We start from the raw sequence: 18,555 nt of genomic DNA on the forward strand, positions 1-18,555 counted from the left end.
TGGTTAAAAATTTTAACTTTTATAAAAAAAAATGGAAATAAATTTTATTCCTTTGAAAGGGGTTTTTTAATCGAATGAAAAAATTTAAAATGGTCTGTTTACTAACCTTGGCAACTATCGTACTTTCAGCTTGTACTATTAAAAAGCCTCCACAAAATTTAGCTATTAAACCACAAGGTACTTATGATTTTAAAACCGTCGGGATTAAAGTAGAATCATCACTTCCTAAAAATGCTAAATTTAATCTTTTGTTTAAAGATGATGATACAAAGAAAGTAATCTACGAAACTACTATTAAAACAGATGAAAATGGTACTGCAAATAAGAAAGTTTTATTAGATACAAAAAATAAAAACCTAACTGGTTTATTATTTTTTAAGCCTGAAAACCAACCAAAAAACATTCAAGACAAATTCGGTAAATATGGTGAAAACATTCGATCCACTACAGAAGGTTATCGAGTTGGGAAAAAAAATAACCAAAAATATATATATATTAAACAGTACGGTACATTTTGGAAATTCGGTAAATTAAGTGATGGAGGTTTTCTAGTATTTAGTAAAGATAAGATAAAGCAAGAAAAGGAGGGGAAATAATACACAATTAGGCGAAAGAGATTGTGTAGAAAACATGATACAAACAAGTAGAATTATATCTAAATATCTTCTTCAGTTTTGTTTAACCATATTCGGAATTGGATTAATTACGGCTACTTCTTTTACTCTATTTTTACCAAAAGGGGAGCGACTGGTTGAGTTTTGGAATCAACTACAAATCTTTTTTTGGAGTTTTTTTTACTTCGATAATTTAGAAGTTTACTTAAAAGAATTTCAATATGCTCCTTTTTCTTCCGTATTTTTAGAGCCATATATTTATTCTTTTACGATTCTTTTATCAGCGTTTTTACTTTCAATTTTCGTGGCATTATTTATTGCTTATATAGTTAATTTAGGCCCAAAATCATTTAGAAAAATAATGAATAGTATCCTATTTTTCCTACAATCTATACCAGATGTAGTAATGATTTGCGTATTTCAAATTTTCTTTTTATGGATTTTTAATAAAACAGGCGTTAAAATTGTGGACCCAGTAAATGGCTTTGAATCGAAAGCTTACGCATTACCAATCTTCCTTGTATCAATCATTCCTACTATTCAACTTTTCCAAATGTTATTTCTAGCAATACAGGAAGAAAAAATTAGAGACTATGTAGAGTATGCAAAAGCAAAGGGACTGTCTAATTCTTGGATTATTATCCGTCATATATTACGAAATGTTGCGATTACTTTATTAAGTAATAGTAAGCTAATATTTTGGATGATGATTTCAAATCTATTAATAGTAGAGAAGTTCTTTAATATGAAGGGCTATTTTTCATTTCTATTTAATAACAGCAGTTCGCCTGAAATCTTTTTTATGGCGCTAGTTTTACTATTTATCCCATTCTTTTTGCTAGAGATTTTGTTTAAACAAATTGTTAATAGAATGAAAGGGGGACAAGCTATATGATAAAAAATAGAAAATATTTACCAATTATAATTGGAAGCTTTATCATACTTGGCTTAATCACCTTTAGTTTTATTTATACTTACTTTATTAAGGATACGATCAAACCAGCCCCTGCTTTGTTATACAATGCAGAAGGTAAATTAGTAGATACATATGGTTATCCTCCAAGTTCGAAATATCTTTTTGGTGTCGACCGATTTGGAAGAGATGTATTTTGGATGGTAATTGATGGTGCAAAATACACTTTATCCATTGCCATCGTTGTAGGACTAATGAGAGTCATATTTGGTAGTTTACTAGGCACATTTTTCGGATTCATGAATCAAAGATTATTAAAAATTATTGAACCAATTTTAAATGCATTTCGTTTTGTCCCAGCTGTAATCATTATATTTCCATTTTTTGTGAAATTAAATGACGTTCCAGAAGCAGCAAAAGAAAAAACGATTGCAATTCAAATAACACTACTAATTATTATTTCAATACCAATATTGATGAATTCAATAGGTGAAGAAGTAAGAGATTTTTTAAAAAATGATTTTATTACTAGCTCTAGAGTCATTGGTGCACGAAATGGCTGGATCCGCCGTAAACATGTCATACCATATTTAAGAAGCCGAATTCTTTTATTATTTGTACAACAGACTATTCATACTTTATTTTTACTAACCCAATTAGGGGTTTTTAAACTTTTTATTGGTGGTGTAAAAGTTCTCTACTTAGATCTAGGTGTCGATCGGCCGATGTCACAAGCTAATGAATGGTCTGCGATGATTGGTGCTAATTACATCGAGTTATCGATTGATTCATGGGTAATCATTGGTCCAAGTATCGCTTTTATCGTTTCAATATTTGCTTTTAATCTTATTAAATTGGGAATTGAGCGCTTAATGGAAAACCAAACAGTGCAAAAAAAGAAGAAACCTCTCAGAAATGAAAATTTATATCCTGGATTAAATGATTTCGATTTTGTAAATAAAGAAAATTTAGATGAAGTTAATAGGATTTTAGAGGAAGAACCTAAAACGAATGGACAGCTTTTAACAAGATAATAGCTTAATAGAAGGCATTTGTTCTAAATTAAGAATAGAGTGAGTTAATACGAAAATGGAAATAAAGAAAATCCAACTATTGTTTGTGTTCACAGCCTTGCTGGAAATGCAATTTATAGTTTTGAAGAATTAGCAAAAAATCTAGTAAATAAATTTCATTTGATTGTGTTCGATCATTACATTTGTGGAGTTTCTAACTAATCAACTAATTACATAACAGGAGTCTAATTTTATGAAAAAAATAATTCCAGTTTTAATGCTAGTATTAGTCATATTGACTGGTTGTAATTCTGATACTATTTACACACCTCTTTATGATGGGAAAAAATTAATTATTGGTGTTATAGGAAATATTCCGAAAGTAAGAGAAGAGAATGTGAAATTCAAACATATTAATTTGGATAAAATCGAAGAAACTAAGAATCTTTCCTCGGAATTTGATGCCATAATAATAAAGAAGGAACATCTTTCTAAAGTTGCCAATCATAAATATCTAGCTATTTATCAACATTCTGGTCTTCCATTTTTCTTTATGGATTCAAAAAAATCATTTGAATTAATTATTAATGGACAAATATCCTATAAAGATGCGCCTGATATGGTTGACCAATCCTATGCCACGGGTATTTTGGATGAAAATCATTTCTGTGGATATGGACTATACAATGACAAAGTAAACGATCTTAACATAAAGGATGTATATACACGAATTTTTAAAACAATTGATTCTAGCAAATGTTTCAACGATTAAGACATAAAATATGTGAGTTTGTAGGAGTGTATTGAAATAACTACTCTGAAATATGTTAAGTGAAAAAAGCATATAGCATTCTACTAAAAGAGTGAAAAACCCAGATCTTAATTGTTCTGGGTTTTTCACTCTTTATGAATTTCCTATTCCATAAAAGCCTCTGTTGAGTTAATTATTTAATAATTGGATGTCTATTATCTTCTTCCCAATCAATTATGAATGATTTTTGTCGTGGATTTAAGTTAGTAGGAAGCTCTGTCTTTCTGAAAAATCGATGTTCTCTGCTTTCAATATCCTTTTGTTTTAATTCTCCAGTAAATTGTTTAGATAAAAAAATTATTTGAACGCTGAATGCTTTATCTCCATTAGGGTACTGAACAAAGCATTTTTCACCTGAATAGATACCAAACAACTCTAATCCCGTTACAGTAAGTCCCGTTTCTTCAAGAGTTTCCCTTTTTGCCGCCTCCTCAAAAGTTTCTCCAATTTCCATAATTCCACCTGGTATGCACCAATTGTCTTCGTCTGTTCGGTGTTGCAACAATATTTGTTCATTTTCCTCTATAATGATCCCACAACCTATTGTGAATAGGGTTTCGTTTCCAATATATTTCCTCATATTTTTGATATAATCCATGTGAAAATCTCCTTCATCGTACTAATCCTTCAAAATTCGACAGAAGGAATAAAATTTCCTTCTTTTTTAGCTAACCTTCCATTGAGCGGAATAATTGATCATTTCATCCATAGACATAAAAAAGATGCATTTATTTGAAAAAAGGTCTCTTTAAGTTTTAATAGAATATTTAAAAAGTATTATTTAGGAGTTAGATGAAGAAAGGGGAATTCTTTTGTTATCTAAGGAAAAAAATACAGAAAATAAGTTTTCACCACCCAAACATATTATTTCAGCAGCGACAATTGTAATAAATGAACAAAATCAAATTTTATTAATTAAGGGTCCACAACGAGGTTGGGAAATGCCAGGTGGGCAAGTTGAAGAGGGGGAATCATTGAAAGAAGCTGCAATTAGGGAAACAAAAGAGGAAAGTGGAATTGATATTGAAGTTTTGAAATTTTGTGGAGTATTTCAAAATGTTAGTGGATCAATTTGTAACACATTGTTTTTAGCTAAACCAATTGGTGGAAAGTTGACAACATCTTCAGAAAGCATAGAAGTGGGATATTTTCCTATTGAGGAGGCCTTAACTATGGTAACTTGGAAAAATTTCAAACAAAGAATTGAATATTGTTTGAATGAAAACAGCCATCCCTTTTATATAGAGTTTTAATATTCAACTAACAGATTTCATTATTTTAGCATACATAAAATATGACAATATCACTTTCAAAAATAGATCTTTCTCCTAATATATGAATTTCTAAAAGCTTTTCTTAATTTCGTTTTGACTTCTTATCTCTTTATCTGAGGAATATACATTAAAATGTTTAATGTTTTTCAACACTTAAAATATTACAATTGCGGGGGAATATATGAACGCTTCTTCTTTTTATATGATTGTTATTATGGTTGCTGCATTGGTATTATGGCGAAGAACGAGAGCTATGTATCACCCAATTAAAGGAAGAGGAGTTCGCCTTCTTCTCCCAATGCTATATTTACTGATCCCTAGTATTCCCATTGTTTTGAATCCGAATGCTCATGCAGCTAGCTGGGTATGGATTTGTGCACTTCTCTTTGGAGTTATTTTATCTATTCCACTTATTTGGACGACAAATTATGAACTCCGATCTGATCAACAAATCTACGCTACAAAGAACAAAAGTTTCATCGTCGTCTTTGTTATAATCTTTATTATCCGATTTGTACTTCGCGATTATTTAAAGTGGCTCGGCAATGAGACTGAGGCAGCACTTTTTATGACCGTTGCAATCGGATATATTTGCCCTTGGAGAATTATTTCATTTCTCAAGTTTCGTCAAATATATATTAAAAGAAACTATAATAATAAAGAAACCCTTCAGAAAAATATCTGAAGGGTATTTTGGTTTTTTTAATAGATTCACTCCTGATAATGAAATGTTAATAAAAATAGATATGTCTCCGAAATACTGCAGTAAAAATACCCATAATAATCATATTGATAGACGAATAATATCTTCCATCGTAACTAATTCAAATATTTTTTTACAAATGTATAAACTGATTCAGCAAGTGTTTTTTTGCGCTCCTTCAGATATTTAAAAAGTGCTACTTTGTTTTCGTTTGAAACATTCCAGTCTACTGGTATATCCTGAATAACTTCTTCGATTGAGACATCAGATAATGCTAAGATTTTTTCAATATAAGACGTTATGATGTTTAAGTCATTTAACATATCTACCGTCCAAACATGAACGATTGATTCCTTTTTAAACTTTTTGGATTTTTGAAGAGTTTCTGCATTCCATTTGTATCCTCCTGGAAAACATTTTCCATGATCAATCATATGAATGTCATACTGTCCATCTGGGTGTCGTTTTAAAAGTATATTGCTTTTAGTGCGGTCTGCATCATGCACCCAATAATCGAAAACGAGAATTCCAGCCAAAATATGGGGATTATTTAATTCATTTATAGTCGGACGAGGAGGTTTTTTTGCAAGGCCAATACAGTTATCAATAAAAAGGCTAGCAAACTGTTTACCTGGTTGGTAATGAGAAGAAAATTTTTTGGGTATTTGCTGAATTTGCTTTTCAGTCATCGTTACAATTTCAAAAGGTACAACAGGCAAATTCAACAGTTGACCTAATCTAGCGACAACATATTCGTTTACAAGTTCCCTTGTTCCATGGAAATTATTTTTACATTTAACAGCATAACGATTACCATCACTAAACAAAAATAAATGTGCAGCTTTTCCTGGTAGCGTTTCTATATATCTTATCGGTACAATCAATGATATAACTAAAACCTCCTTATTAAGTAGAACATATTACTATATTCTATATAAGTAGAAGGGTATTGGACAAAAGAATTAATGAACTAGAAGAATTTTTTTCTTTTCACAATTTCATATTCGGTAGATGTATATGCTCTAAATTTAATTTTTGTAAGAAAAGGATTTTAAATAAAGGAAAGAGAATAAAGGACTATATTACCAATTTGGAGTTGAGAAAATGAAAGTTGTAATTAAAGAACTAACAGAATATGAGGTTGCGTTTTTTAGACGTGTCGGATCATATTTTGAACCAAATGGGGAACATTGGGATAAGTTATTAAATTGGGCAATAAATAATGGACTTTTTCCACCACAACAATCTTTCATAGGAATTTCCTTAGATAACCCAGATTTAATAGAAAGTCTAAATTGTCGTCACGATGCCTGTGTTACAATACCTGATGGTTTTGATAAAGAAAAACATGAAAATATCCAATTTAGAAAATTAGATGGAGGTCATTACGTTTTGTATCAATATTATGATTCTCCTAGTATGTTAAATAATGGATATAAATATATGTATGAACAATGGTCACCAAACAGTGAGTTTGAACCTGATTATGACCGCTATAACTTAGAATTTAGTATGAATAATCCTGCTGAAGACCCAGATGGAAAAGCTAAAGTTCATTTATATGTGCCAGTTAAAAGTCGGACAGCTTAAATAAACTAGTTTTTTAGTATTTTGAAAGACCAATTAGTAATAAAGTAAAATGATTTTCTATTAACCTAAACATCTTTTTTCATATATGATGTAAGTATTGTTATTTCTTGGAAATAATAATATAATTAAATAGAATTTAAATTAAAATTATATCCTTTGTGAAAGGGTGTTAGACTATGAATTTCACTATTTACTTTGGAAATCATGAAGATAAAGAAGTACATACAATGGATTGCTATGTAGACATTGAGGAAGAAACTGTTTCTTAAGCTAATGATCAATCTTAATAAAAATTATTTCAAGGATGCGAAAAATTTTCGTATCCTTTTTTCATTTTTAAGATTTACATTTTAAAATTTATTGTGTATGATTAAAATATAAAAGGCGAACTAATGTTCTATGTATAGATTTTAGAAGGAAAGGAACTTGCATGATGAAAAGAAATGGAGCAACTAAAAGGAAATCAAAAACACCTATTATATCCAATACAGGTTTTATCGGAGCAAGTTTCATTGATATGGAAGAATTGCAAGAAAATCAATATTATTTTACAAGGAAACATCCTTTAATTATACATGAAGTATTAAATGGACTATTGCAAGCTGCATGTGCATTATTTCAAAAACAAAAAATTCCAGCATTTATTGCGTGTGAATATTTAAGAGAGGAAAAGAAAATAGGCTTAATCTTATCAAAAAAGCCATTCGAAAAAGAAGAAGGAATTCGTTATTTTATTGAATATCTTCGTGAAATTGGTCACTTAAATAATGACAAAACAATAAGGGCTGAAATTTCAAATACTGGATTTATTGGCGTAATTTTTGTGGATTTATCGTATATTTCAAGGTTTACATTCGATACGGAAATGAAGTTGCTTTCTGCTTTCACTATTAATTTCATGGAACCGTTAAAAGAAATTTATCATCAAAATAAAATTCATTTATATATGTCAGGTGTTGAACTTCAAAAGGAAGATAAGTTAGGCTTTGTACTTTCTAAGAATCCTTATGATGAGCGGAAAGAAGCGAACTTGTATTTTAAGGAATATTTGAGAGAAAGAGGATTGTTAAAAAATTATAAAGAGAATGTGTTTATTCAAAGACATCGAGCATAAATTTTTTCATTATACTTAATTTGGTTTTAAAAATACATATAAAAACTGAGAGGGGCTGGCATGAGCGGTTCCTCTTTTTGTTTATTCAAAAAAAGTTCATAATTTTGATAAAGTTAGAAACTTACTTAAACCATTCGTTTGCATAAAATATAGAAAGGAAATAGTTAGAAAGTAACGAATAGTATAATATAGGACTAACCAAAAAGGTGGCTATAACGATGACGAATAATGGGAAATATGTAGATTGGTTAAGTGAAATTGTTAAACGTCATGAAAAAGAAGGTGGTTTTGAAGATTTACCTGGAATAGGTAAACCATTACCTAAGGAGCTTTTAAAAGATGATTTATTAACAACTGTTATTAAGAAGTCAGGCTATAAACCAGATTGGGTAATGCAACAAAAGAAAATATTCCAGAAGCTTGAAACGATTTTGATGAAGTTAAATTCTGATGAAAATAGTAAAGAAATAGCTAAAATGATCTCGGAAGTAAATGATGAAATTAAGAAATATAACTTAGGCTGTCCTTTTCCGATGCAAAGAAATTATGTAAATAAGGAAAACCTTGAGAGTCAATTGATTTATTGGAAATGAGTTTGTGAAAAAATGAACGAATTCACTATATAGATGTTTATACTTTTTTACTCGGTATAAGCATCTTTTTATTTTCTGACTTTAAAATGGGAATTCTATGAAAAAATCTATATTTAATGTTAATGTAAAATACATACATAATAAAAATAGTTGTAAGGGGGGATAAGAATGAGCGCCACTCTTGAAGTGAGGAGACTAGATCGGAATTTTCCATTTTGTTTATTTTCAAATGATGGATTGACGTTAGTTGGTCATCATTGGCATAAACTCGTAGAAATCATTTATGTACAGAAAGGCGTTTTAAAGATTGGTGTAAATGATGAGTTACTTCATTTAGAAGAAGGCGAATTTTATATCATTAATAGTGGTGATATTCATTATTTTTTATCTTCACCAAATAGTATGAGATTGGTCGTGCAATTTGATTTTACTATTTTCGAAGATGTACAGTTTTTGAAAAAAAATAATATGGAACTAATCGAATTGTTTAATTGTATTCAAAAATCTAGTGTTTTTTGGAATGAAGAAGTTAAACAGAAAATGATTACCTATTTAGAAGAACTTGAATGTGAATATATCGGCAAAAAAGAAGGATATGAATTGGCGATAAGAGCTAGATTATATGATATTTTACTTCTAGTTTATCGGGACCTACCTCATACAGAAAATAATAAACTAAACTATCCAAATAGGAAGGCTAGTTTATTAAAACTAGAAAAAATATTTCATTTTATAGAAGAGAATTATATGAATGATATTACATTAAATGATGTTGCGAATTATATCGGCTTTACCAATTCATATTTTGCAAAGTTTTTTAAAAAATACACTGGTTCTACATTTTGTCATTTTTTAAATCAATACAGAATAACGAAGGCTCAATGGTATTTATTTAATGAAGATTTACCAATTACAGAAATTGCTTATAATGTTGGATTCATTAATGTGAAAACGTTTAACAGATTATTTAAAAACGAAGTTGGTTTATCTCCAACCCAATATAAAAAAAAGACAATATTTGAGAAGTTTTAGGCAAGGTGTAAGGAAGACTCAAATGAATTATTTCTATAAACTGGAAATGTAAATAACATTTCCGGAGGTTTTTATAATGAAATTAAAAGTAGGAATAATCGGTTGTGGCGGTATAGCAAATGGTAAACATATGCCAAGCTTAGCAGTATTAGATCATGTAGAAATGGTAGCTTTTTGTGACATTATTGAAGAACGTGCTATTAAAGCGAAGGCACAATTTGGTGTAGAGGAAGCAAAGACATATACAGATTACAAGGAATTATTAGCAGATGAATCGATAGATGTCATTCACGTTTGTACACCAAATAAATCTCATTCATTTATTACAATTGATTCTTTAGAAGCTGGTAAACACGTTATGTGTGAAAAGCCTATGGCAAAAACTTCAGCAGAAGCAAAAGCGATGGTAGAAGCGTCTAAACGTACAGGAAAAAAATTAACGATTGGCTATCAAAATCGTTTTCGAAACGATTCACAATATTTAAGTGAAGTTTGTAAAAATAATGAACTAGGTGAAATTTATTTTGCAAAAGCTCATGCGATAAGAAGAAGAGCGGTACCTACTTGGGGTGTATTTTTAAACGAAGAAGAGCAAGGTGGCGGACCACTGATTGATATTGGTACTCATGCTTTGGATTTAACGTTATGGCTGATGGATAATTATAAACCTAAATTTGTAGTTGGAAACGTTTACCACGAATTATCTCATAAAGAAAACGCTGCAAATGCTTTTGGTCCATGGGATCCAAAGGAATTTAAAGTAGAAGATTCTGCATTTGGTTTTATAACGATGGCAAATGGTGCAACCGTTATCCTAGAATCGAGCTGGGCTTTAAACACTCTTGAAATAGGTGAAGCTCAAACTACACTTTGTGGTACTGAAGGTGGAGCTGATATGAGAGATGGTCTCCGAATTAATGGAGAAGCATATGGGCGACTTTACGATAAAAAAATTGATATCAACACTGGCGGCGTAGCTTTTTATGAAGGCGCAACCGATTCCGCTGAAGTATTAGAAGCGAGACAATGGATTGATAGTATCATTAATGATACAGAGCCAATTGTTAAACCTGAGCAAGCATTAGTTGTAACTCAAATTTTAGAGGCAATCTACGAATCTTCAAAATCAAAGAAACCGGTATATTTTAACTAATTAGTATAGGAGATGAAATATATGACACTACCAATTGCCCTACAATTATGGAGTGTAAAAGAGGACGCAGCAATCGACTTTTTCGGTACTTTAGAAAAAGTAGCGAAAATGGGTTATGACGGAGTAGAGTTCGCGGGATACTATGGTAAAAATGCTTCGGAAATAAAAGCTGTTTTAAACAAACTAGGATTAAAGATAGCAGGAGCCCATGTAAGTGCAGATCAAATTATTCATTATATTGATGACGTAATAGCTTTCGAAAAAGAATTAGGAAACAAATATGTTGTATGTCCTTGGGCCAATTTTACTAGTTTAGAAGAATGGAAAGAATTTGCGGAACATTTACAACAATCTGGAAACCGACTAGCTGAAGCGGGAATATCGTTAGTTTATCATAATCATGCTCATGAATTAGTCAGATTAGAAAGCGAATATATACTAGATATTTTATTAAACTCAGTTCCAACAAATCTCTTAAAAGCAGAGTTAGATACTTATTGGTTAGAATTTTCTGGTGTAGATGCGGTTGAATATATGAGTAAGTATAAAGGAAGAACTCCATTAATTCACCTGAAAGATATGGCACCATCCAAAGAGGAAAGTACTGAAGTTGGAAATGGAATTATGAATATAAAAGGAATTGTACAACAAGCAAAACTAAATTCAGCTGAATGGTTAATTGTTGAGCAAGAAGCGTTTACGAAACCACAATTAGAAAGTGTTGAAATTGGATTGAATAATTTAAAAAGGATTTTAGCTGAAGCTTAAAACGCTATTAAAATATGTAAAAAAATAGAGATGGGTGAGACATATGGTAAAAGTTACGATTTGGAATGAAAATCGACACGAACAAATTAATCCAGTTGTAAAAAGCATTTATCCAAGCGGAATACACTCAACCATTGCAACGTTCTTAAATGAAGCAGGGTATGATACTACGACAGCTACATTAGAGCAACCTGATCATGGATTGACCAGTGAAGTGCTAGAAAATACTGATGTATTAATTTGGTGGGGACATATTGCTCATAATGATGTGGAAGATCAAATTGTTCAAAAAGTTTATGAAAAAGTATTGCAAGGTATGGGATTAATTGTCTTACATTCTGGGCATTTTTCTAAGATTTTTAAAAAATTAATGGGGACTAGCTGCGATTTAAAATGGCGTGAAGCAGCTGAAACGGAAAGACTTTGGGTTGTCGATCCGAGTCATCCGATAGTAGATGGTATTGGCGAATATATTGAAATTGACAAAGAAGAAATGTATGGCGAACATTTTGATATTCCTACTCCAGATGAGCTAGTGTTAGTAAGTTGGTTTAAAGGTGGAGAGGTATTTAGAAGTGGCTGTACATTTAAAAGAGGGAATGGAAAAATCTTCTATTTCAGACCAGGACATGAAACTTATCCAACTTATCATCATAAAGAAGTTCAAAAAATTATCATTAATGCAGTAAATTGGGCGAATAAATCAAAAAGAAATTATCCTTCATATGGACATAAAGAGGCCATAGAGGCATTAACGTAAATCATAGATTGGAGCGAGAAATCGATGAAATTAGGAGTATTCACAGTATTATTTGCGGATCAATCATTTGAAGAAATGCTTGATAAAGTTGCAGATTCGGGATTAAAGGCTGTTGAGATTGGTACAGGTTGTTATCCTGGAAATTCCCATTGTCCGTTAGACCGTTTAATAGAAAGTGAGCAAGTAAGAAGAGAATATATTGAAAAAGTTGAAAAACGAGGATTAACGATTAGTGCTTTTAGTTGTCATGGTAATCCATTATCACCTGATAAAGAGTTTGCAAAGGAATCTCATGATGTACTTGCTAAAACGATTAAACTGGCTTCGCTATTAAGTGTACCAGTTGTCAATTGTTTTTCTGGAACAAGTGGTGACCATGAAGAAGCAAAATACCCAAGTTGGCCAGTAACTGCTTGGCCAAATGAGTATAGAGATGTACTAAATTGGCAATGGGAAGAAAAGTTAATTCCTTATTGGAAAGAAATGGGCAAATTTGCGGAGGATCATCAAGTGAAAATTGGACTAGAACTACATGGTGGCTTTTTAGTTCATACTCCATATACATTATTAAAGTTACGTAAAGAAACTAGTAATGCAATCGGTGCTAACTTAGATCCTAGTCATCTTTGGTGGCAAGGGATTGATCCAGTAGCAGCGATTAAAATACTTGGAAAAGAAAATGCGATTCATCATTTCCATGCAAAAGATACGTATATCGACCAAGATAATGTAAATATGTATGGTTTAACTGATATGCAACCTTATGGTGAAGTTCAAACTAGAGCTTGGACATTCCGCTCAGTAGGCTGTGGACATAGTTTGAAAGATTGGTCTGATATGATGAGCGCACTACGTACTTTTGGATATGATTATGTTGTTAGTATTGAACATGAAGACCCAATCATGTCGATTGAAGAAGGTTTTTCACGTGCTGTAAAAAACTTACATTCCGTATTGATAAACGAAGAGCCATCACAAATGTGGTGGACTTAATAAAAAATAGGTAACCAATCCAAAAAAAGTTGGTGAAAAAATGGAAAAATTAAGAGTTGCGATTATTGGTTGTGGAAATATATTTTTAATGCATGCACAACCTGCTTTCATAAGAGAAAATGTAGAATTGGTAGCGGTTTGTGATATTAAAGAAGAGCGAGCAAAAGAGAAAGCTGAACAATTCAAATGTACTTATTATACAAATTATCTAGAGCTTTTTGAGAAAGAAAATTTAGATGTTATCCATATTTGCTTACCGCATTATTTACATGCGCCGGTTGCAATTGAAGCTGCAAAGCGAAAAATCCATGTCCTTACTGAAAAGCCAATGTCTATTCATTATTCTGATGCACAAGAAATGGTAGAAACAGCAAAAAATAATGGAGTAACATTAGGTGTCATTTTTCAAAATAGGTATAATCCAGGATCAGTTTTAATTAAAGAAATGTTACAAAATGGTACGCTAGGAAAAATAAAATCTGGAAAACTATCAGTAACTTGGGACCGTTCTGACGCGTACTATTTAACTAGTGATTGGAAAGGGACTTGGGAAAAAGAAGGTGGCGGGGTAGTCATTGACCAAGCGATTCATACGATGGATTTAATGCGATGGTTCGTTGATGATGTGAATATGTCGACGCGACAATTAGTAATAGAGCACATGAAATGATTGAAGTTGAAGATTGTGCAGAAGGTGTTATTAAGTATAGAAGTGGTGTAGTCACTGCCTTCCATACAATAAACTATTATTCTTATGATGCACCAGTTACGATTGAGCTGCATTGTGAAAATGGGCTTGCTAAAATGGTTGCTGACCGTGGAGTAGTCTCTTTAAAAGATGGAAGAGAGTTCGTTGCTGATAACAATCCAAATGAAACCTTTGATTATGGCAATGGCGCGAAGGGGTATTGGGGCGTTAGTCATGTAAAACAGATTAATAATTTTTATGAATCATTGAACGATCATTCTCAGTTACATATAACTGGTGAAGAAGCAATGAAAACTCAAAAGATGATTTGTGCAATCTATGAATCAGGTAAGAAAAAAGAGAGGATTTATTTATAAATAAATCGATTATTTTATCCCCAATAATTTAATAATTAAACTTATAAAAAAGTAAATGACGTAGAGGGTTATGCTACATGTCGTTTACTTTTTTTATTTTTTCACTGTATTCAATGACTAATTGACTAAATTGAATTATAGGAAGGAATTAAGATCGTAAACAAATAAAGTCCATTATTGAGGAAAAGATTTTGATGAAAAAAATATCACAATTAATGCAGCTTGCAACAAAGAATCTTAGTATTTCAATAAAAATTTCATTTACCGTATTAGTAGAACATACTAAGAAAGAAATTAAATCGTTATAAAGCATAAATGGGTAGCGAGTTAGGTTGTCAAGTATCCGTTTTGTTTAATTCACTTCATAAATTTTAATTATTTATTATTTAGTTTCTTTTCGTTAGATTTTTGTATTCATGCTAATTAAAAAAGAACCACTAGGATAGACTGCACCCCTTAAAGTAGATGTTGAAAAACCCACATATGGGCAACATTGATTTTAAGGGGTGTTTCTTATGGCGAAAAAAGGACAAAAGTTTCAAAAATATAGTATGGAAATTAAGGCAGAAGCAATCCGTTTAAAAGAAGAAGGTTATTCTTATAAGCAAATTGCTGACAGATTAAACATTGTAAGTAGTGACACTGTTACTACTTGGTGGATGAAATATCAAAGAGACGGACACGCATTTCATCTTGATAATAGAGGTCGAAAAAAAGATTATTCAGATCAAGAACGATACATTAAGAAATTGGAGTTAGAGAATGCCATTCTAAAAAAGTTTCAGGAAATCTTGATAAAGGAGGGAAAAAACTAAAGTTCCATATTGTTGACATTTTAAGAAGTCGATTTACAGTTGAAGATTTATGTAACTTTCTTGAGGTTTCTCAAAGTGGTTATTATAAGTATAAAAAGACTATTAAAGAGGATAAACATAGAGAACTAAAAGATTTAATTCTGAGATTGTATGATGAATCAGATAAACAATGGGGGTTTCGAAATATACACAGTGAGCTTGTAGAAGAATACCATATGAAGATTAATCATAAACGAGTATATCGACTTTGTAAGGAACTTGGAATCCGGTCTATTATTAGAAAAAAGAGAAAGTATCCTAACTACAATCAATACAGATTGAAAGAACCGGAAACAATCGCACCAAACCGATTAAATAGAGATTTTAAAGTCGATAAACCAAACCATAAGTGGGTAACTGACATTACTCCCTTCCAAGTAGGGGCTGAGAAATTACATTTATCAGCTATATTAGATCTTTATAATAATGAAATTCTTGCTTATGAAATGAGTAAAAATACAGAGACTCTTTTGGTAATAAAGACAGTGTATCAAGCAGTTCAAAAAGAAAAGGATGTGCAAAATGTTATTCTCCATAGCGACAGGGGAACACAGTACACATCCAAGCTATACCAAGATACACTGGATGCTTACGGAATTAAGTCCAGTATGTCTCGACCAGGCAATCCATATGATAATGCCTGTATAGAAAGCTTCTTTTCTCATTTAAAGACAGAAGCATTCTATCCCTATTCTGTACAAAATATGGAGGATTTAAAAGCGATAATTGATAAATATATTTATAAATATAATCACAAAAGAAGACAAATACGACTGAATAGACAATCTCCAGTTAGTTTTAGACATCAACAACTGGCTTCTTAAGCACGTAAAAAGGGAGCTATTTCAAAGAAATAACTCTGCTTTTTATTTCATATCCACTTTTTGGGGTCTTGACCAAGGAAAGGTCCTTCGACGAATATACACTTAAAAAAGATGATTGAATATGATGGGTATACATGGAAAACTAATACTTGATGTAGAAAAGAGGTATATTATGAATCGTTTTTCGGGATTGCCCACTCAAGAAATTGACTCGGGTTCGTCTGACAGTAGTGTAAAAAAGATCATTCAACGGATGAATGAAGAACCGACTTTATTTGGATTTCGATCTGTTGAAGAGTATGAGGGGATGTTGCGAAATAACATAATTTTAAGTGCAAGAGCTATGTTTCAAAATAAAATCAGGTTTGCAGTATTTGAAAAATCTTATTGTAATCCAATGTACTGGCAATTAATGAGAACTGGCGGATTCCTATTGAGGAGAGGCGTAAGACCTTCTGACGCAATTAATGATATTTTCATTAATAGTTCATATTATGCGTTTGAATGTGCAACGGCAATGGTCATCATTTATTACCATGCGGTCCTAAATCTTATTGGCGAAAACTTATTTAATCAAATATTTCAAAACATCTATTTATACGGCTGGCATACTAATACTGACTTAGGTATAGGTGCACAGTATTCTAACCGAATTTTACCTGGAGATATCGTATATTTTAATAATCCAGAATTTAATCCACTCACCCCTGAGTGGAGAGGGGAAAATGCGGTAGTTCTAGGAGATGGTACTTATTTTGGACATGGATTAGGAATATTGACAGCCGAACAAATGATTTTTGCCCTGAATAAAATGAGATGGCCAGGAGCATTTCGGTCAGCCTACCTGACTAATTCAGTTACAAGACCAAACTTTAAAAATTTGGCAGCATTATCGAATTGGCAACGAGATCATTCAAATAATAAGCATAGGAATATAGTAATCCATCATAATGAAAGTTCGATTTCATTTGATCATTATATGTATTTGTTAAACTACTTTACGAATCACTTTATGTGATGTTCAATTGTAATAAATATTACTTAAAACTATAAAAAACCAAAGTGAGGTCATGGCAGAGTGTTTTATTTGCTAAACCTCACTCTTTTTATAATATTTCCATTAGTTTATGCCCTAATATTCCCAATAACTTTATTACTTCTTAATTTTACCATTGATGTAAAAGTGGGCAATGGAAGTTAAAAATACTTCAGTGCTCACTTTTTAAAAGTATAAATATAACATTTCTAATTTAGATACAAAGGGTGGAAAAAATAAAGGAAAGTATTAATTAATTTTGATAAAATTAATATACGTATTATATTTCATCTACATTTAATCTAAACGTAATCAAAGAAAAAATAGAAAAATGGCTTTTTGGTATACATAGAATGGAGGATATGGGATGGCGGGAATAAAAGATATTGCCAAAGAAGCTGGAGTTTCCATTTCAACGGTGTCATATGCATTGAATGGTAGTCCAAAAGTAACAGAAGAAACTCGTAGCAGAATCATGAAGATTGCAAATAGATTAGGTTACGTTCCTAATGCTGCGGCAAGGATGTTAAAGGTTAAAGAAACAAAAATTATTGGGGTATTCTTAGCTGATTATGGAGGTTATTTTTACGGACCACTATTAAGAGGAATGAGACAAGCTTTAAACGACAAAGGTTATGAATTAATTGCTTGTTCTGGCGTGCAATCCCATCGACTTTTACTAGAAAAAGTAATTGATGGTGGAATCATATTAGATCAGGCTTTTTCAGATGAAGAACTTTTAGACTATGCAGAAAAAAATTATAAAATGGTAGTGATGGATCGAGAATTACAGCACAATAATATTAAAGGCGTTCTATTAAATAATAATAGTGGAGCTAAATTAGCGATTAAAGAACTTCTTAAAAATGATGTAAAAAAAGTATATGCGGTAACAGGGCCAGAAGGATCATACGATTCAAGTAAACGTATGGAAGGTGTTAGAGAGGAAGTAGCAAATTATCCTGAAATTGAGTTAATTGAAATCGGTGGAAATTTCATGAAGGATTCAGGAGAGTTAGCAGCACAACAAATCTTTTCAAACTATAATGAGCCAAGTTCAATTTTCTGTTTAAATGATGAAATGGCAATTGGGATCTATAACTATCTACAAAATACAGATTATAAAGTAGGGAAAGATGTCTATATTGTAGGTTTTGATAATATTGAATTATCACAATATGTATCACCAAGATTAAGTACTGTATCTTATTCTACATTTGATTGGGGTTCATTAGCGGCTAAAAATTTATTGAAACTCATATCTAACGAAGTTATTGAGAATGAGAAAATTGAAGTTTCATTAATTGTTGGTGGATCTTCTTAAGTAGATAATTATATCAGAAACTTAAGTTTTTCTTAAAGTGACTTAAATTTCTCTTAAAAAGAGATGTTTAAGTTTCTTTTTTATGTCTAATAACGAAAATTTCACATACCGTAATAGGACG

General features: G+C 31.3%; 22 protein-coding genes. 20 read left to right on the forward strand and 2 right to left on the reverse strand.

The features are described from left to right. Nucleotides 1–74 precede the first annotated feature (74 nt). From BED47_RS04255 to BED47_RS04270, 4 genes are all read left to right on the forward strand, one after another. A complete protein-coding gene (locus tag BED47_RS04255; RefSeq protein WP_069032562.1) occupies nucleotides 75–596 on the forward strand; it encodes a hypothetical protein in 522 nt (173 codons plus the stop codon). 34 nt (nucleotides 597–630) lie between these two features. Continuing rightward, nucleotides 631–1,509, forward strand: coding sequence for an ABC transporter permease subunit (locus BED47_RS04260; RefSeq protein ID WP_069032563.1), 879 nt, complete (start codon nucleotides 631–633; stop codon nucleotides 1,507–1,509). Then, nucleotides 1,506–2,561, forward strand: a complete 1,056-nt coding sequence (locus BED47_RS04265; RefSeq protein ID WP_069032564.1) for an ABC transporter permease subunit — start codon at nucleotides 1,506–1,508, stop codon at nucleotides 2,559–2,561. The genes BED47_RS04260 and BED47_RS04265 overlap by 4 nt, the downstream gene beginning before the upstream one ends. A gap of 232 nt (nucleotides 2,562–2,793) precedes the next feature. Next, entirely contained in the window at nucleotides 2,794–3,312 is a 519-nt protein-coding gene (locus tag BED47_RS04270; protein ID WP_069032565.1) for a hypothetical protein, read from the forward strand. Between the two features lie 172 nt (nucleotides 3,313–3,484). On the opposite strand, the gene BED47_RS04275 is transcribed toward BED47_RS04270, so the two are convergent. Further along, entirely contained in the window at nucleotides 3,485–3,949 is a 465-nt protein-coding gene (locus BED47_RS04275) for an NUDIX hydrolase (RefSeq protein WP_069032566.1), read from the reverse strand. Nucleotides 3,950–4,163: 214 nt separating this feature from the next. Between BED47_RS04275 and BED47_RS04280 the strand changes: the two genes are divergently transcribed. Beyond that, entirely contained in the window at nucleotides 4,164–4,604 is a 441-nt protein-coding gene (locus BED47_RS04280) for an NUDIX hydrolase (protein ID WP_025569093.1), read from the forward strand. A gap of 202 nt (nucleotides 4,605–4,806) precedes the next feature. After that, entirely contained in the window at nucleotides 4,807–5,310 is a 504-nt protein-coding gene (locus BED47_RS04285) for a CcdC protein domain-containing protein (RefSeq protein ID WP_025569092.1), read from the forward strand. Nucleotides 5,311–5,444: 134 nt separating this feature from the next. On the opposite strand, the gene BED47_RS04290 is transcribed toward BED47_RS04285, so the two are convergent. Next, complete coding sequence (locus BED47_RS04290) at nucleotides 5,445–6,212, reverse strand: HipA family kinase (RefSeq protein WP_069032567.1); 768 nt, start codon at nucleotides 6,210–6,212, stop codon at nucleotides 5,445–5,447. A 220-nt stretch (nucleotides 6,213–6,432) separates the two neighbouring features. Between BED47_RS04290 and BED47_RS04295 the strand changes: the two genes are divergently transcribed. The 14 genes from BED47_RS04295 to BED47_RS04355 all read left to right on the forward strand — a co-directional run bounded on the left by BED47_RS04295 (nucleotide 6,433) and on the right by BED47_RS04355 (nucleotide 18,434). Next, nucleotides 6,433–6,918 (forward strand): AraC family transcriptional regulator, encoded by a 486-nt coding sequence (locus BED47_RS04295; RefSeq protein WP_069032568.1) that lies wholly within the window; start codon nucleotides 6,433–6,435, stop codon nucleotides 6,916–6,918. A 430-nt stretch (nucleotides 6,919–7,348) separates the two neighbouring features. Beyond that, nucleotides 7,349–8,032 (forward strand): hypothetical protein, encoded by a 684-nt coding sequence (locus BED47_RS04300; RefSeq protein WP_069032569.1) that lies wholly within the window; start codon nucleotides 7,349–7,351, stop codon nucleotides 8,030–8,032. Between the two features lie 218 nt (nucleotides 8,033–8,250). Continuing rightward, on the forward strand, nucleotides 8,251–8,625 hold the full coding sequence (locus BED47_RS04305) for a DnaJ family domain-containing protein (RefSeq protein WP_025569009.1): 375 nt from the start codon (nucleotides 8,251–8,253) through the stop codon (nucleotides 8,623–8,625). 168 nt (nucleotides 8,626–8,793) lie between these two features. Next, entirely contained in the window at nucleotides 8,794–9,657 is an 864-nt protein-coding gene (locus BED47_RS04310; protein WP_025569010.1) for an AraC family transcriptional regulator, read from the forward strand. A 76-nt stretch (nucleotides 9,658–9,733) separates the two neighbouring features. Continuing rightward, nucleotides 9,734–10,810 carry a Gfo/Idh/MocA family protein gene (locus tag BED47_RS04315; RefSeq protein ID WP_069032570.1) on the forward strand — a complete coding sequence of 359 codons (1,077 nt, stop codon included), beginning with the start codon at nucleotides 9,734–9,736 and terminating at the stop codon, nucleotides 10,808–10,810. 21 nt (nucleotides 10,811–10,831) lie between these two features. After that, a complete protein-coding gene (locus tag BED47_RS04320) occupies nucleotides 10,832–11,578 on the forward strand; it encodes a sugar phosphate isomerase/epimerase family protein (RefSeq protein WP_069032571.1) in 747 nt (248 codons plus the stop codon). Nucleotides 11,579–11,621: 43 nt separating this feature from the next. Then, the gene (locus BED47_RS04325) at nucleotides 11,622–12,338 is read left to right on the forward strand and encodes a ThuA domain-containing protein (protein ID WP_029715355.1); all 717 of its coding nucleotides are present in this window, start codon (nucleotides 11,622–11,624) and stop codon (nucleotides 12,336–12,338) included. A 24-nt stretch (nucleotides 12,339–12,362) separates the two neighbouring features. After that, nucleotides 12,363–13,331: a sugar phosphate isomerase/epimerase family protein gene (locus BED47_RS04330; RefSeq protein ID WP_029715356.1), complete on the forward strand. Its 969-nt coding sequence runs from the start codon at nucleotides 12,363–12,365 to the stop codon at nucleotides 13,329–13,331. Nucleotides 13,332–13,371: 40 nt separating this feature from the next. Then, entirely contained in the window at nucleotides 13,372–14,001 is a 630-nt protein-coding gene (locus BED47_RS23990) for a Gfo/Idh/MocA family protein (protein WP_254664543.1), read from the forward strand. Continuing rightward, a complete protein-coding gene (locus BED47_RS23995) occupies nucleotides 13,998–14,396 on the forward strand; it encodes a Gfo/Idh/MocA family oxidoreductase (protein WP_254664544.1) in 399 nt (132 codons plus the stop codon). The genes BED47_RS23990 and BED47_RS23995 overlap by 4 nt, the downstream gene beginning before the upstream one ends. Nucleotides 14,397–14,911: 515 nt before the next feature. After that, nucleotides 14,912–15,211 carry a helix-turn-helix domain-containing protein gene (locus tag BED47_RS04340; protein ID WP_069032572.1) on the forward strand — a complete coding sequence of 100 codons (300 nt, stop codon included), beginning with the start codon at nucleotides 14,912–14,914 and terminating at the stop codon, nucleotides 15,209–15,211. 17 nt (nucleotides 15,212–15,228) lie between these two features. Further along, complete coding sequence (locus BED47_RS04345) at nucleotides 15,229–16,074, forward strand: IS3 family transposase (RefSeq protein WP_069032573.1); 846 nt, start codon at nucleotides 15,229–15,231, stop codon at nucleotides 16,072–16,074. A 172-nt stretch (nucleotides 16,075–16,246) separates the two neighbouring features. Further along, nucleotides 16,247–17,092, forward strand: a complete 846-nt coding sequence (locus BED47_RS04350; protein ID WP_069032637.1) for a protein-glutamine gamma-glutamyltransferase — start codon at nucleotides 16,247–16,249, stop codon at nucleotides 17,090–17,092. 385 nt (nucleotides 17,093–17,477) lie between these two features. Further along, complete coding sequence (locus BED47_RS04355) at nucleotides 17,478–18,434, forward strand: LacI family DNA-binding transcriptional regulator (RefSeq protein ID WP_069032574.1); 957 nt, start codon at nucleotides 17,478–17,480, stop codon at nucleotides 18,432–18,434. Nucleotides 18,435–18,555 lie beyond the last annotated feature (121 nt).

Source organism: Gottfriedia luciferensis (assembly GCF_001712755.1).
Lineage (GTDB): Bacteria > Bacillota > Bacilli > Bacillales > Bacillaceae_G > Gottfriedia > Gottfriedia luciferensis_B.

Bases quoted from the DNA above. Each gene is read 5' to 3' on its own strand.
- BED47_RS04255 (WP_069032562.1), top strand. From the start codon at position 75: ATGAAAAAATTTAAAATGGTCTGTTTACTAACCTTGGCAACTATCGTA.
- BED47_RS04260 (WP_069032563.1), top strand. From the start codon at position 631: ATGATACAAACAAGTAGAATTATATCTAAATATCTTCTTCAGTTTTGT.
- BED47_RS04265 (WP_069032564.1), top strand. From the start codon at position 1,506: ATGATAAAAAATAGAAAATATTTACCAATTATAATTGGAAGCTTTATC.
- BED47_RS04270 (WP_069032565.1), top strand. From the start codon at position 2,794: ATGAAAAAAATAATTCCAGTTTTAATGCTAGTATTAGTCATATTGACT.
- BED47_RS04275 (WP_069032566.1), bottom strand. From the start codon at position 3,949: ATGGATTATATCAAAAATATGAGGAAATATATTGGAAACGAAACCCTA.
- BED47_RS04285 (WP_025569092.1), top strand. From the start codon at position 4,807: ATGAACGCTTCTTCTTTTTATATGATTGTTATTATGGTTGCTGCATTG.
- BED47_RS04295 (WP_069032568.1), top strand. From the start codon at position 6,433: ATGAAAGTTGTAATTAAAGAACTAACAGAATATGAGGTTGCGTTTTTT.
- BED47_RS04300 (WP_069032569.1), top strand. From the start codon at position 7,349: ATGATGAAAAGAAATGGAGCAACTAAAAGGAAATCAAAAACACCTATT.
- BED47_RS04305 (WP_025569009.1), top strand. From the start codon at position 8,251: ATGACGAATAATGGGAAATATGTAGATTGGTTAAGTGAAATTGTTAAA.
- BED47_RS04310 (WP_025569010.1), top strand. From the start codon at position 8,794: ATGAGCGCCACTCTTGAAGTGAGGAGACTAGATCGGAATTTTCCATTT.
- BED47_RS04315 (WP_069032570.1), top strand. From the start codon at position 9,734: ATGAAATTAAAAGTAGGAATAATCGGTTGTGGCGGTATAGCAAATGGT.
- BED47_RS04320 (WP_069032571.1), top strand. From the start codon at position 10,832: ATGACACTACCAATTGCCCTACAATTATGGAGTGTAAAAGAGGACGCA.
- BED47_RS04325 (WP_029715355.1), top strand. From the start codon at position 11,622: ATGGTAAAAGTTACGATTTGGAATGAAAATCGACACGAACAAATTAAT.
- BED47_RS04330 (WP_029715356.1), top strand. From the start codon at position 12,363: ATGAAATTAGGAGTATTCACAGTATTATTTGCGGATCAATCATTTGAA.
- BED47_RS23990 (WP_254664543.1), top strand. From the start codon at position 13,372: ATGGAAAAATTAAGAGTTGCGATTATTGGTTGTGGAAATATATTTTTA.
- BED47_RS23995 (WP_254664544.1), top strand. From the start codon at position 13,998: ATGATTGAAGTTGAAGATTGTGCAGAAGGTGTTATTAAGTATAGAAGT.
- BED47_RS04340 (WP_069032572.1), top strand. From the start codon at position 14,912: ATGGCGAAAAAAGGACAAAAGTTTCAAAAATATAGTATGGAAATTAAG.
- BED47_RS04350 (WP_069032637.1), top strand. From the start codon at position 16,247: ATGAATCGTTTTTCGGGATTGCCCACTCAAGAAATTGACTCGGGTTCG.
- BED47_RS04355 (WP_069032574.1), top strand. From the start codon at position 17,478: ATGGCGGGAATAAAAGATATTGCCAAAGAAGCTGGAGTTTCCATTTCA.